An 11,778-nucleotide genomic window follows, 5' to 3' on the forward strand; every position below is an offset into this window, starting at 1 on the left:
TGTAGGGATCAAGGGTCCATACGTAAAGGGAGAGTCATGGCGTTCAAGAAGCTGCTCGCGAGCCTGGGGGCCGGCGGGGCTTCGGTGGAGACGGTGCTGACCGAGGTCAACGTCGTTCCGGGCGGTGTCGTCCAGGGTGAGGTGCGGATCCAGGGCGGGTCGGTGAACCAGGAGATCCAGGGGCTCTCCGTGGGACTGCAGGCCAAGGTCGAGATCGAGAGCGGCGACCAGGAGTACAAGCAGGACATCGAGTTCACGAAGGTGCGGCTGGGCGGCGCCTTCGAGCTGCGGGCGGGGACCGCGCACAACGTGCCGTTCGGTCTGGAGATCCCCTGGGAGACGCCGATCACGACGATCGACGGTCAGCCGCTGCGCGGAATGCACATCGGGGTGAGCACGGAGCTGGCGATCGCGCGGGCCGTGGACTCCAGTGACCTCGACGCGGTCAGCGTGCACCCGCTGCCGGCGCAGAAGGCGATCCTGGACGCCTTCATCCGGCTGGGCTTCCGCTTCAAGAACGCGGACATGGAGCGCGGTCACATCCGGGGGACGCGGCAGAAGCTGCCGTTCTACCAGGAGATCGAGTTCCACCCGCCGTCGCAGTACCGCGGCCTGAACCAGGTCGAGTTGAGCTTCGTGGCCGACGAGAACGCGATGGACGTCATCCTGGAGATGGACAAGAAGCCGGGCCTGTTCAGTGAGGGCAGTGACACCTTCCGGTCCTTCCAGGTGGGTCTGCACGACTTCCAGGGGACGGACTGGGCCGCGTACCTCAACCAGTGGCTGTCCGAGGTCGGCAGCAAGCGCAACTGGTTCTAGGCTCGGTATCCACTGAAGAAACCGATCAGGGAGGTACCGAGGTGACCGAGCTCAAGCGGCGGCCGCTCCCCCATGACTTCCACCCGCCCGTGCCGTCGTTCACGGTGACGAGCGAGGACGTCGACCCGGGGGCCACGCTCAAGGACGCTCAGGTCTACGCGGCCGGCAACACCTCGCCGCAGCTGCGGTGGGAGGGCTTCCCGCCCGAGACCAAGAGTTTCGCCGTGACCTGCTACGACCCGGACGCCCCTACGGGCAGCGGGTTCTGGCACTGGACGGTGTTCGACATCCCGGCCTCGGTGACCGAGCTGCCGGAGGGGGCGGGCAGCGGCAAGTTCGAGGGGCTGCCGGAGGGCGCCGTACAGGTGCGGAACGACTACGGGTCGAAGGACTTCGGCGGGGCCGCGCCGCCGCCCGGGGACGGGTCGCACCGTTATGTGTTCACGGTGTACGCCGTGGACGCGGAGAAGCTCGGTCCGGACTCGGACGTTTCTCCCGCGGTCGTCGGTTTCAACCTGCGGTTCCACACGCTGGCGCGTGCCCAGCTGATCGGTGAGTACGAGGTTCCCGCCGAAGACTGACGTTCATGGAACGTTTGCCCGCCTCTGGTCATGGAATTGATCAGGGGCGGGCATTTTTTATTGCGTTGTCCATCTCGGCGTGCCCGGCCAGAGTTGATCCAAGCCCGCCGTGCGGTGGGCCGGTTGCACATGGGAGGTGGGCTGGATGCGGGACACGCTGGTGCTGAACGCGAGCTTCGAGCCGCTGTCGACGGTGTCGTTGAATCGAGCCGTCGTTCTGGTGCTGCAGGACAAGGCTGTCGTCGAGCAGGCCCACCCCGAACTGCGTATGCGCGGAGCCGAGGTCGACATACCGGTCCCCCGGGTGATCCGGTTGTGCAGGTACGTCAGGGTGCCGTTCCGAAGACAAGCTCCGTGGTCGAGGCGCGGTGTGCTGGTCCGGGACCGGCACCGGTGCGCGTACTGCGGCAGGCGGGCGACGACGGTCGACCACGTGGTGCCGAGGGCGCAGGGGGGTCAGGACTCCTGGCTGAACACGGTGGCGTCGTGCGCGGAGGACAACCACCGCAAGGCGGCGCGGACTCCGGAGCAGGCGGGGATGCCGTTGCTGCGGCATCCGTTCGAGCCGACTCCGGCCGATGCGATGCTGTTGGCGCTGGGGACCGAGGACTTCGACGCGCTGCCTGAGTGGCTGGTGCAGCCGGCCGCGTAGGGCACGTGAACAGAACTGGGGTCCACCTCCCGCGGGAGGTGGACCCCAGTGTCGTAGGACGAGATCCTCAGTCGATGGACGGCTTCTCGCGACGTTGGCGGTCCGAATTGCCGCCCGAATTGCCGCCCGAATTGCCGGAGTTGCCTCCGTCGTTGCCCGAACCTCCGCCGAACGGGCCCACGTTGCCCATGGCGCCGGAGAGGCCCTTGAGGGCGTCGCCGATCTCGCTGGGGACGATCCAGAGCTTGTTGGCGTCACCTGCAGCGATCTTGGGCAGCATCTGGAGGTACTGGTAGGAGAGGAGCTTCTGGTCGGCGTCGCCCGCGTGGATCGCCTCGAAGACCGTACGGACGGCCTGTGCCTCACCCTCGGCGCGCAGGGCCGCGGCCTTGGCCTCACCTTCGGCGCGCAGGATCTGGGACTGCTTCTCACCTTCGGCGGTGAGGATGGCGGCCTGGCGCGTGCCTTCGGCGGTGAGGATGGCGGCGCGCTTGTCACGGTCGGCGCGCATCTGCTTCTCCATCGAGTCCTGGATGGAGGTGGGGGGCTCAATCGCCTTGAGCTCGACGCGGTTTACGCGGATGCCCCACTTGCCCGTCGCCTCGTCGAGGACTCCGCGCAGGGCCGCGTTGATCTCCTCGCGGGAGGTCAGGGTCCGCTCCAGGTCCATGCCGCCGATGATGTTGCGGAGCGTGGTGACCGTGAGCTGTTCGATCGCCTGGATGTAGCTGGCCACTTCGTAGGTCGCGGCCCGCGCGTCCGTCACCTGGTAGTAGATGACCGTGTCGATGTTGACGACCAGGTTGTCCTGCGTGATCACCGGCTGCGGCGGGAACGGTACGACCTGTTCGCGCAGGTCGATGCGGTTGCGGATCGTGTCGATGAACGGGACGACGATGTTGAGTCCCGCGTTGAGTGTCCGTGTGTAGCGGCCGAACCGCTCCACGATCGCGGCACTTGCCTGCGGGATGACCTGGATCGTCTTGATCAAAGCGATGAAGACCAACACCACCAGGATGATCAAGACGATGATGACCGGTTCCATCGTGCTCCCCGTACCCTTCTCCGCCTCGGCGCTTTCGGAAGATCTTATGGTTGTTGAAGATCTTGCTGGTCGAGTCTGTCAGACCGTCACGCAACTCGTGTGCTGTTCGGTTCAGTTGAGACCTGCGAGGTCACCAGTCGTGTCCTGCGAGGTCATCGGTTGAGTCCCGCAAGGTCAGATGACGATCGCGGTGGCTCCCTCGATCTCCACGACGTCCACCTCCTGGCCCGGTTCGTAGGCGCGGTCGGTGTCGAGCGAGCGGGCCGACCAGATCTCTCCGGCCAGCTTGATCCGGCCGCCGCCCGAGCTGTCGACGCGCTCCAGGACGACGGCCTGTTTGCCCTTCAAGGCATCGATGCCCGTGGCGAGTTGGGGCAGCGTCGCTCGGTGCCGGGTGGCGATGGGCCGTACGACCGCGATGAGGGCGACCGAGACGACGACGAAGACGAGGACCTGGACGACGACGTCCCCGCCGATCCCGGCGGTCGCCGCGGCGGCGACGGCGCCCACGGCGAACATGCCGAACTCCGGCATCGCGGTCACCACAAGGGGGATCCCGAGTGCTGCCGCGCCGACGAGCCACCACACCCATGCGCCGATGTCGTTCACATGGTCAATGGTAGGGCTGCGGGTCCCGTCACGGACAGGGCGCATATGTCCCTACACCCGCTTCTTACAAGGCAGTTCAGGCCATGGGGAGACCGTGAGCGGTCCAGCGGTCGCCGACCTGCTCCACGATGAGCGGGAGGCCGAAGCACAACGACAGGTTGCGGGCGGTGAGTTCGAGCTCCAGCGGGCCCGCGGCGAGGACCTTGCCCTGACGGATCAGCAGGACGTGGGTGAAGCCGGGGGCGATCTCCTCGACATGGTGCGTGACCATGATCATGGAGGGGGCGATCGGGTCGCGGGCGAGGCGGCCGAGGCGGCGTACGAGGTCCTCGCGGCCGCCGAGGTCGAGGCCGGCGGCGGGCTCGTCGAGGAGGAGCAGCTCGGGGTCGGTCATCAGGGCGCGGGCGATGAGGGTGCGCTTGCGCTCGCCCTCGGAGAGGGTGCCGAACCTGCGGTCCAGGTAGTCGCTCATGCCGAGGCGGTCGAGGAAGGCGCGGGCGCGCTGCTCGTCGATGTCCTCGTAGTCCTCGTTCCACCCGGCGGTCATGCCGTAGGCGGCGGTCAGGACGGTCTGGAGGACGGTCTGGCGCTTGGGGAGCTTCTCGGCCATGGCGATGCCGGCGACGCCGATGCGGGGGCGCAGTTCGAAGACGTCGACCTTGCCGAGGGTCTCGCCGAGGATGGTGGCGGTGCCGCTGCTGGGGAACAGGTAGCTGGACGCGACGTTCAGGAGCGTGGTCTTGCCGGCGCCGTTCGGGCCGAGGATGACCCAGCGCTCGCCCTCCTTGACCGACCAGGAGACCTGGTCCACCAGAGCCCGGCCCTCCCGGACCACGGTTACGTCCTCCAGCTCCAGAACATCGCTCATGAGCGCGCTGTCTCCCATTGCATCGTCGGCCTGTCTCGGCTGTCGCGTGCGCCGGTAGGCGCAGCCCTCGAAGAAATCTACGCCACCGGCCGGGCGGTCCATTCCATCGGTCCTGTCCTTAGGGTGGACGCCATGCTTTCGGAACCACGTTCAGGACGCCTCGCCGCCTGGGGAAATGCCCTGTTGGCCGGACTTGTCTCACCGGACGACGCCGTGCTCGCCATCGTGGGCGAGGACGCCGTGCACCGGGTGGAGGGACTGCCGGGCGAGTCGGCACCCGTCGGACTCACCCTCGCCCTGGGGCGCCTGCGCACCCTCGGGGCAACCGGCCTGCGGGTCGCCCTGCCCACCTCGGGACACCCGCTGGGCCTCAGCGGCCCGCCCGACTTCAACGCCCGGGCCCTTGAGGCCGAGGAGGCGGTGATCTGCTACGGCGTCGCGCTCGGCCTCGTCCCCGAGGTCTACGAGGCCGGTCCCGCCGGTGACGTCCATGTCGAGGTCGTGTGGCACTGCCTGCCGGTGCGGGAGGCGCCGCCCGCCGATGTGCCCTCGCTCGGGGAGGCCGAGCGGGAGCTGGCGGAGGCGCTACGGGACGCTACGGCGGTGTTGTCGCGGCTCGATGTCGCCGGGTCGGGGCCGGTGGCCGAGGCGGCGGTCGACGCGTATCGCGCGCGGGCGGAGCGGGGGCGGGAGGTGTTGGCGCCGGGGTATCCGCCGCGGGCGGTGCGGGTGCTGGAGCTGGCGCAGCGGGTGGGGTTGTTGGTGTCCGTGGCGTACGAGAACGGGCCCGGGGGTGCGGTGAGCGCGTCCGAGATGGGGGCGCGGGCCGAGGCGTTGCGGCCGGTGGAGCGGACGGCTCGGCGGGCGCAGGTCGCGGCGTACAACTCCGTTGTGGAGGAGCGGGAGAAGGGGGTGCGCTGAATGTTCCGTCGCGTGGGTGCCCGGTGTTGGGGTGGGCGCCTCTGGGGGCTCCGCCCTCAGACCCCCGATCGGCCCTGAAGGGCCCCGTCCTCCAACGCCGGACGGGCTGAACAATGCGGGCCTGTGCTCCAAAAGACCTGTGCTCCAAGAAGAAGGGGCCCCACGAGTCGTCGTTGACTCGTGGGGCCCCTTCTTCAGTGCTGTGGGTGTCAGCCGTTGACGCCCTTGTTGCCGAACGCGGGGTTCAGCAGGCCGATGACGTTGATGCTGTCACCGACGACGTTGACCGGGACGTGGACCGGGACCTGGACGGCGTTGCCCGAACCGACACCCGGGGACTTCACGGCCGCGCCGTCGGCACCGGCGTCGGCGAAAGCGGCACCGGCGGAGGCACCGGCGGCGATACCGGCGACGGTGAGGGCCACAGCGGCCTTCTTGGCGATGTTCATGGGAAGCGTTCCTCCTGCGATTGCGTGACCGACCCGGCCGCGGGTCGTGCGCTGATCAACGCGGGGGAAGGCGGAAACGGCACGGACATCCGCGTTTGACTGCCCGTTCGGATCATTGGCGCGACAAGCCGACCAGGTGACCAGGTGACCAGGTGACGAGCAGACCGGCCTCCCAGGGAGTGCCCTGGGAGGCCGGAGGTCACTGTCGCGGAGCGACGTGCGTCACTGGTTGACGCCCAGGTTGCCGAAGGCGGGGTTCAGGACGCCGATGACGTTCACGCTGTTGCCGACCGCGTTGACCGGGATGTGCACCGGGACCTGGATGACGTTGCCCGAGACCACGCCGGGCGAACCGGCGGCCTGGCCGTTCGCCAGGCCGTCGGCGGAGGCCAGCCCGGCACCGGCGGCTACCAGCCCGCCGGCCACCATCGTCACGGCCGCTGCCTTCTTCAGGTTCTTCACTTCTGAGCCCTCCTAGCGATCACCGCGGCAGGCGCCGCGGCACGCACTGGAGAACGGCGGAGATCCACGAAGGATGCGCCATTCGAGGGACATTCCCACGACGGTATGAATCTCAGCCCGGAACGAGACGCTCCGTGTTGCCGCCGCACCCCGCTCACCTCGGCGGATCACCTCGCTCAGGTCACCGCGTCAGACCGTGGCGTACGGCGAACAGGGCGGCCTGGGTGCGGTCCGCCAGGTCGAGTTTCATCAGAATGTTCGAGACGTGGGTCTTGACCGTCTTCTCGGAGAGCACCAGGGCGCGGGCTATCTCGCGGTTGGAGCGGCCGTCGGCGATCAGGCCGAGCACCTCGCGCTCCCGCTCGGTGAGCGAACCGCCTCTCCCCTGCCCCGAGTTGGACTCCTCCTGGGACAACAGGACGCCGGCGACCTCGGGTTGGAGCAGGATGTGGCCCGCGTGCACGGACCGGATGGCGCCGGCCAGGGCGTCCGGGTCCACGTCCTTGTAGACGTAGCCGGCGGCGCCCGCGCGCAGGGCCGGGATCACCGTGCGCTGTTCGGTGAAGCTGGTGACGATCAACACGCGCGCGGGGAGGTCGAGTTCGCGGAGTCGGCGCAGCGCGTCGATGCCGTCCATGCCCGGCATCTTGACGTCCATGAGGACGACGTCGGGCTTCAACTCCTCGGTGCGGGCGACTCCTTCGGCGCCGTCGGCCGCCTCGCCGACGACCTCGATGTCGTCCTGCACCTCCAGGAAGGTGCGCAGGCCCCGGCGGACGACCTGGTGGTCGTCGACGATGAGCACCTTGATGGGTTCAGCCACCGGGGACCTCCATCTCGATCGTGGTGCCCTTTCCGGGCGCCGATTCCACGGTCAGCGTGCCGCCGACGCCGTTGGTCCGGTCCCGCATGGAGACCAGGCCGAGATGGCGTCCGGCGCGGCGGATCGACTGGGGTTCGAAGCCGCTGCCGTCGTCGGTGATCCGTAGCACCGCTCCGCAGCCGCTTCGCTCCAGGGTCACGGCGACGTGCTCCGCGCCGGAGTGCCGCAGCGCGTTGTGCAGGGCCTCCTGGGCGACGCGGAGCAGGGCCTCCTCCTGGGCGGCGGGAACGGCGCGGAAGCCGCGGCCGGTGAAGGTCACGCGTGCGGTGTGGGCGCGGTCGAGGACCTGGATCTGGGTGCGCAGGGTGGCGATCAGGCCGTCCTCGTCGAGCGCGGCGGGGCGCAACTCGACCACTGCGGCGCGCAGTTCGTCGGCGGCCTCGGCGGCGAGCGCGGCGACCTGCTGGAGTTCGCCCTTGGCGCGGGAGGGGTCGCGGTCCACGAGGGTGGCGGCGGCCTGTGCGGTGAGGCGGAGCGAGAACAGTTTCTGGGCCACCGCGTCGTGCAGTTCGTGGGCCAGGCGGGAGCGCTCCTCGGCGATGGTCAACTCGCGGCTGCGCTCGTACAGGCGGGCGTTGGTGAGGGCGATGGCCGCGTGCTGGGCGAGGATGGAGAGGAGTTCCTCGTCCTCCTCGGTGAAGCCGCAACCGCCGTCCGGCTTGGGGCAGTTCTTGTTCGCGAGGAACAGCGCGCCGATGACCTCGTCGTCGTCGCGGATGGGCAGGCCCAGGAAGTCGGACATGTCGGGGTGGGCCGAGGGCCAGCCCTCGAAACGCGGGTCCTCGCGGACGTCGGCGAGGCGCTCGGCCTTGGCCTCGTGCAGCATCGCGGCGAGGATGCCGTGCTGGCGCGGGAGCGGGCCGATGGCCTTCCACTGGGCGTCGCTGACACCGTCGACCACGAACTGGGCGAAGCCGCCGTGGTCGTCGGGCACGCCGAGGGCGGCGTACTGCGCGTCGAGCAGCTCGCGGGCCGAGGCGACGATCGTCTTGAGGACGTCGCGCACCTCCAGATGCCTGCTCATGGCCAGCAGCGCGGAACTCACCGCCGCGAGGCCGGACCGTGGACCTTGACTCATGTCCTCACGGTACCGGCGGGGTGTGACAACGCGGATCGGGCCGGTGGCGGCCGTCGTCTGGTCCGGTGGACCTAGGGCGAAGGGCCCCGGTGGATGCGGCCCGGGTCCGACGCGGCGGGGCCGGTCCCGTTCCTACGTTGGGGGCACGCCGACGGAGGCGTAATGGACGAGGGGACGTGTGTGTCATGTCGGTAGCGATCATCACGGGGGCGTCCAAGGGGCTGGGCCGGGCACTCGCCGAGGCTCTGGCCGAGCGGGGCTGGGACCTGGTGCTCGACGCCAGGACCGAGGGGGTGCTGACGGAGGCCGCAGTGTCCGTCGCCGCGTACGGCACGCGCGTGGAGGCCGTTCCCGGGGATGTCACCGACGCCGCACACCGGGCCGAGCTGGTGGCCGCGGCGGGGAAGCTGGGCGGCGTCGACCTGGTCGTCAGCAACGCGAGCGCGTTGGGCGCCGAGCCGCTCGTACGCCTGGAGGAGCTGACCCTGGACGGGCTGCGGCGGGCGCTGGAGGTGAACGCGGTGGCCGCGCTGGGGCTGGTCCAGGAGGCGCTGCCGGCGCTGCGGGCCTCGCGGGCGGGCGCGGTGATCGCGGTCAGCTCGGACGCGGCGGCCGAGGCGTACGAGACGTGGGGCGGCTACGGGGCGTCCAAGGCGGCCCTCGACCATCTCGCCGCCGTGCTCGCCGCCGAGGAACCCGGGCTGCGGGTGTGGGCGGTCGACCCCGGGGACATGGGCACGGACCTGTACGCGGCGGCCGTACCGGACGACGACGATCCCCGGCCGTCGCCGACCTCCGTGGTGCCGGCCTTCCTACGACTGCTGGACGAGCGTCCGGCGAGCGGGCGCTACGGCGCACCGGCTCTCCTGGAGGAGCGATGACCGTGGCCGTGCGGGTCCCGGAGGAACTGTCCGCGCGCGTGCCCGTCGAGCAGCGCGGGCCCGGGCTCGACCGGGACGCCGTACGACTGCTCGTGTCACGGGGTACCGAGGTGTCGCATCACGTGTTCGCGGAGTTGCCGCGGCTGCTGCGGGCCGGGGATCTGCTGGTCGTGAACACGTCGCCGACGCTCGCCGCGGCGGTGGACGGGTGGATCGGGCACGCACGCGTGGTGGTGCATTTCTCCACCCGGGGCGACGACGGGCGGTGGGCGGTCGAGCTGCGCGATCCGGACGGGAAGGGCACCACACGCGCGCGTGCGGGCGGCCCGGCCGGCGTGGAGGTGCGGCTGCCCGAGGGTGTGCGGCTGGTCCTGGAGGAGCCGCTGAGCGGGCGGGGTGAGCGGTTGTGGTGGGGGCGGGTGTCGGGGGAGGAACAGGCGGGGACGGGCGGGCCCGGGATCGGGGTGGCGGGGACCGGAGTACCCGGGATCGGAGTGGCAGGTCCGGGAGGGCCGAGCGGACGGGTGTCGGAGCCAGGGACTGGAGTGGTGCGTCCAGGAACGCCCGAGGCTGCGGCATCAGGGCCAGGGGCGCCGGGGCCGGGAGTACCGAGGCCCGTGGCCGGGGCGGGAGCCCTGGGGCCGGAAGTGTCGCGCCCAAGGGTGTCGGAGCCGGCGACGTCGGGCTCATCGGTATCGGGAGCAGGCGTGCTCGCGCTGCTGCGGGAGCACGGGCGCCCCATTCGCTACTCCTATACGGAGCGGGATCAGCCGTTGTCCGTCTACCAGACGGTCTTCTCCTTGCCGGCCGAGGACGGGGCCGGCAGTGCGGAGATGCCCAGTGCGGCCCGGCCCTTCACCGCGCGGCTGGTCGCGGAGCTGGTGAGTCGCGGGGTGCAGTTCGCGCCGATCACCCTGCACACCGGGGTGGCGTCGGCCGAGGCGCATGAGCCGCCGTATCCGGAGCGGTTCGCGGTGTCGGAGGTGTCGGCCCGGTTGATCAACGCGGCCCGGGCCGGGGACGGGCGGGTGATCGCGGTCGGGACCACTGCCGTACGGGCCGTCGAGTCCGCCGCCGGGGCCGACGGGGTCGTACGCGCGCGTGCGGGGTGGACGGATCTCGTCGTGACGCCGGAGCGGGGTGTGCGGGTCGTGGACGGGCTGCTGACGGGGCTGCACGAGCCGGAGGCCTCGCATCTGCTGATGCTGGAGGCGGTCGCCGGGCGGGCCGCCGTAGGCCGGAGTTATGAGGAGGCGCTGCGCGGGCTCTACCTGTGGCACGAGTTCGGGGACGTGCATCTCATCCTCCCGGAGGAGGGTCCTCACGCGGCGCGTTGCTTCAGCAACTGCGGGTGAGGTTGATGTGCGGTCGATGTGAGCCCGCACATAGGGCGCAGATCACGTACTAGCGGACATAGGAGATATGGACGCCCCGCCTGAGCGGGACAGACGGTCCCGTCTGTCCCGTTTTGCCCTGGACCGGTCAACTACCCGGGATCGTATGTCACACCTTTGCCAGGGGTTTTTGCGGCCGCTAAGAATTGCAGCCGTCGCTCAGCGCCGTGGATCCCGTCCGCGGCGTTTGTGCCGGAAGCACCCGCGTCCCCCGCCGGACGGTGAGCGACCTCCGCGCCATTCGAAGAGGTCCATCCGCCATGCCCAAGAACTCGAACACTCCTGGTCATAGTCGCCTGACCAAGCTGAACAGGCTGACGAAGCAGCACAAGATCGCGCTCGCCGGTGTCGCCACGCTCGGCGCCGCCGCCCTCGCCTTCTCCGCGGTGCCCGGCGACGCGGGGACGACCACGAGCGACGCCGCGACCTCGGCGAAGATCACGTACAGCACGGAGCCCATCAAGGGCGTCAAGGCCAGCGTCACCGACCAGCTCGCCGGTGCCGGCGTGAAGACCGAGGCGATCCAGGCCAAGGCCGACGCCAAGGCGAAGGCCGCGAAGGCGGCGAAGGACAAGGTGGACGCCGCCGCGAAGAAGAAGGCCGCCGCCGAAGCCGCCGCCAAGAAGAAGGCGGAGGCCGCGCGCAAGGCCAAGAAGGCCGCGAGCCGCTCCAGCCAGCGCGTCAGGCTCCAGCCCGTCGCCGCGACGACGTACGCCGACAACCTCAACGGCTGGATCGACCACGCCCTCGCGATCATGAAGCAGAAGGGCATCCCGGGCTCGTACAACGGCCTGTACAAGAACATCATGCGGGAGTCCTCGGGCAACCCGAGCGCGATCAACGGCTGGGACGTCAACGCGGTCAACGGCACCCCGTCGATCGGCCTGCTCCAGGTCATCCAGCCGACGTTCAACGCGTACCACGTCTCCGGTACCTCGACGAACATCTACGACCCGGTCGCCAACATCACCGCCGCGGCGAACTACGCGGCCGACCGGTACGGCTCGATCGACAACGTCAACAGCGCGTACTGAGACGCGTACCGAGGCCTCCGGCGGACCTCTGGGTCTCGGTATCGACGCCGAAGGGCGGCACCCGTGTGAGGGGTGCCGCCCTTCGGCGTCGTACGGGAACGA

General features: G+C 69.9%; 14 protein-coding genes. 7 read left to right on the forward strand and 7 right to left on the reverse strand.

From position 1 onward, the window contains the following. Positions 1-36: 36 nt before the first annotated feature. From OG407_RS13490 to OG407_RS13500, 3 genes are all read left to right on the forward strand, one after another. Positions 37-819, forward strand: a complete 783-nt coding sequence (locus OG407_RS13490; RefSeq protein ID WP_405857962.1) for a sporulation protein — start codon at positions 37-39, stop codon at positions 817-819. A gap of 41 nt (positions 820-860) precedes the next feature. Further along, positions 861-1,400: a YbhB/YbcL family Raf kinase inhibitor-like protein gene (locus OG407_RS13495; protein WP_405857964.1), complete on the forward strand. Its 540-nt coding sequence runs from the start codon at positions 861-863 to the stop codon at positions 1,398-1,400. 145 nt (positions 1,401-1,545) lie between these two features. Then, positions 1,546-2,052 (forward strand): HNH endonuclease, encoded by a 507-nt coding sequence (locus OG407_RS13500; RefSeq protein WP_266874676.1) that lies wholly within the window; start codon positions 1,546-1,548, stop codon positions 2,050-2,052. Positions 2,053-2,119: 67 nt separating this feature from the next. Here OG407_RS13500 and OG407_RS13505 read toward each other — a convergent pair whose 3' ends face one another. The 3 genes from OG407_RS13505 to OG407_RS13515 form a co-directional block, all read right to left on the reverse strand. Continuing rightward, positions 2,120-3,097 (reverse strand): SPFH domain-containing protein, encoded by a 978-nt coding sequence (locus tag OG407_RS13505; protein ID WP_405857967.1) that lies wholly within the window; start codon positions 3,095-3,097, stop codon positions 2,120-2,122. Between the two features lie 174 nt (positions 3,098-3,271). After that, positions 3,272-3,706 (reverse strand): NfeD family protein, encoded by a 435-nt coding sequence (locus tag OG407_RS13510; RefSeq protein ID WP_403601717.1) that lies wholly within the window; start codon positions 3,704-3,706, stop codon positions 3,272-3,274. Between the two features lie 76 nt (positions 3,707-3,782). Further along, positions 3,783-4,574 carry an ABC transporter ATP-binding protein gene (locus tag OG407_RS13515; RefSeq protein ID WP_327405090.1) on the reverse strand — a complete coding sequence of 264 codons (792 nt, stop codon included), beginning with the start codon at positions 4,572-4,574 and terminating at the stop codon, positions 3,783-3,785. Positions 4,575-4,706: 132 nt separating this feature from the next. On the opposite strand from OG407_RS13515, the gene OG407_RS13520 reads away from it, so the two are divergent. Beyond that, entirely contained in the window at positions 4,707-5,495 is a 789-nt protein-coding gene (locus OG407_RS13520; protein ID WP_063746274.1) for a hypothetical protein, read from the forward strand. 209 nt (positions 5,496-5,704) lie between these two features. Here OG407_RS13520 and OG407_RS13525 read toward each other — a convergent pair whose 3' ends face one another. From OG407_RS13525 to OG407_RS13540, 4 genes are all read right to left on the reverse strand, one after another. Further along, the gene (locus tag OG407_RS13525) at positions 5,705-5,944 is read right to left on the reverse strand and encodes a chaplin family protein (protein WP_365309011.1); all 240 of its coding nucleotides are present in this window, start codon (positions 5,942-5,944) and stop codon (positions 5,705-5,707) included. A gap of 222 nt (positions 5,945-6,166) precedes the next feature. After that, positions 6,167-6,406, reverse strand: a complete 240-nt coding sequence (locus tag OG407_RS13530; protein ID WP_328684198.1) for a chaplin — start codon at positions 6,404-6,406, stop codon at positions 6,167-6,169. Between the two features lie 181 nt (positions 6,407-6,587). After that, positions 6,588-7,229: a response regulator transcription factor gene (locus OG407_RS13535; protein ID WP_328684197.1), complete on the reverse strand. Its 642-nt coding sequence runs from the start codon at positions 7,227-7,229 to the stop codon at positions 6,588-6,590. Further along, the gene (locus tag OG407_RS13540; protein ID WP_405857970.1) at positions 7,222-8,367 is read right to left on the reverse strand and encodes a GAF domain-containing sensor histidine kinase; all 1,146 of its coding nucleotides are present in this window, start codon (positions 8,365-8,367) and stop codon (positions 7,222-7,224) included. The genes OG407_RS13535 and OG407_RS13540 overlap by 8 nt, the downstream gene beginning before the upstream one ends. Positions 8,368-8,552: 185 nt before the next feature. Between OG407_RS13540 and OG407_RS13545 the strand changes: the two genes are divergently transcribed. From OG407_RS13545 to OG407_RS13555, 3 genes are all read left to right on the forward strand, one after another. After that, entirely contained in the window at positions 8,553-9,248 is a 696-nt protein-coding gene (locus OG407_RS13545; RefSeq protein WP_405857972.1) for an SDR family NAD(P)-dependent oxidoreductase, read from the forward strand. Then, complete coding sequence (locus OG407_RS13550; RefSeq protein WP_405857974.1) at positions 9,245-10,603, forward strand: S-adenosylmethionine:tRNA ribosyltransferase-isomerase; 1,359 nt, start codon at positions 9,245-9,247, stop codon at positions 10,601-10,603. The genes OG407_RS13545 and OG407_RS13550 overlap by 4 nt, the downstream gene beginning before the upstream one ends. A 299-nt stretch (positions 10,604-10,902) precedes the next feature. Continuing rightward, positions 10,903-11,676: a transglycosylase SLT domain-containing protein gene (locus tag OG407_RS13555; RefSeq protein ID WP_405857976.1), complete on the forward strand. Its 774-nt coding sequence runs from the start codon at positions 10,903-10,905 to the stop codon at positions 11,674-11,676. Positions 11,677-11,778: the final 102 nt, after the last annotated feature.

The sequence above is a fragment of the Streptomyces sp. NBC_01515 genome, assembly GCF_045040345.1.
In the GTDB taxonomy this organism is placed as follows: Bacteria; Actinomycetota; Actinomycetes; order Streptomycetales; family Streptomycetaceae; genus Streptomyces.

Excerpts from the sequence above, each read along its gene's own strand:
- OG407_RS13490 (WP_405857962.1), top strand. The coding sequence starts at position 37 with ATGGCGTTCAAGAAGCTGCTCGCGAGCCTGGGGGCCGGCGGGGCTTCG.
- OG407_RS13555 (WP_405857976.1), top strand. The coding sequence starts at position 10,903 with ATGCCCAAGAACTCGAACACTCCTGGTCATAGTCGCCTGACCAAGCTG.
- OG407_RS13515 (WP_327405090.1), bottom strand. The coding sequence starts at position 4,574 with ATGAGCGATGTTCTGGAGCTGGAGGACGTAACCGTGGTCCGGGAGGGC.
- OG407_RS13545 (WP_405857972.1), top strand. The coding sequence starts at position 8,553 with ATGTCGGTAGCGATCATCACGGGGGCGTCCAAGGGGCTGGGCCGGGCA.
- OG407_RS13550 (WP_405857974.1), top strand. The coding sequence starts at position 9,245 with ATGACCGTGGCCGTGCGGGTCCCGGAGGAACTGTCCGCGCGCGTGCCC.
- OG407_RS13540 (WP_405857970.1), bottom strand. The coding sequence starts at position 8,367 with ATGAGTCAAGGTCCACGGTCCGGCCTCGCGGCGGTGAGTTCCGCGCTG.
- OG407_RS13500 (WP_266874676.1), top strand. The coding sequence starts at position 1,546 with ATGCGGGACACGCTGGTGCTGAACGCGAGCTTCGAGCCGCTGTCGACG.
- OG407_RS13505 (WP_405857967.1), bottom strand. The coding sequence starts at position 3,097 with ATGGAACCGGTCATCATCGTCTTGATCATCCTGGTGGTGTTGGTCTTC.
- OG407_RS13525 (WP_365309011.1), bottom strand. The coding sequence starts at position 5,944 with ATGAACATCGCCAAGAAGGCCGCTGTGGCCCTCACCGTCGCCGGTATC.
- OG407_RS13520 (WP_063746274.1), top strand. The coding sequence starts at position 4,707 with ATGCTTTCGGAACCACGTTCAGGACGCCTCGCCGCCTGGGGAAATGCC.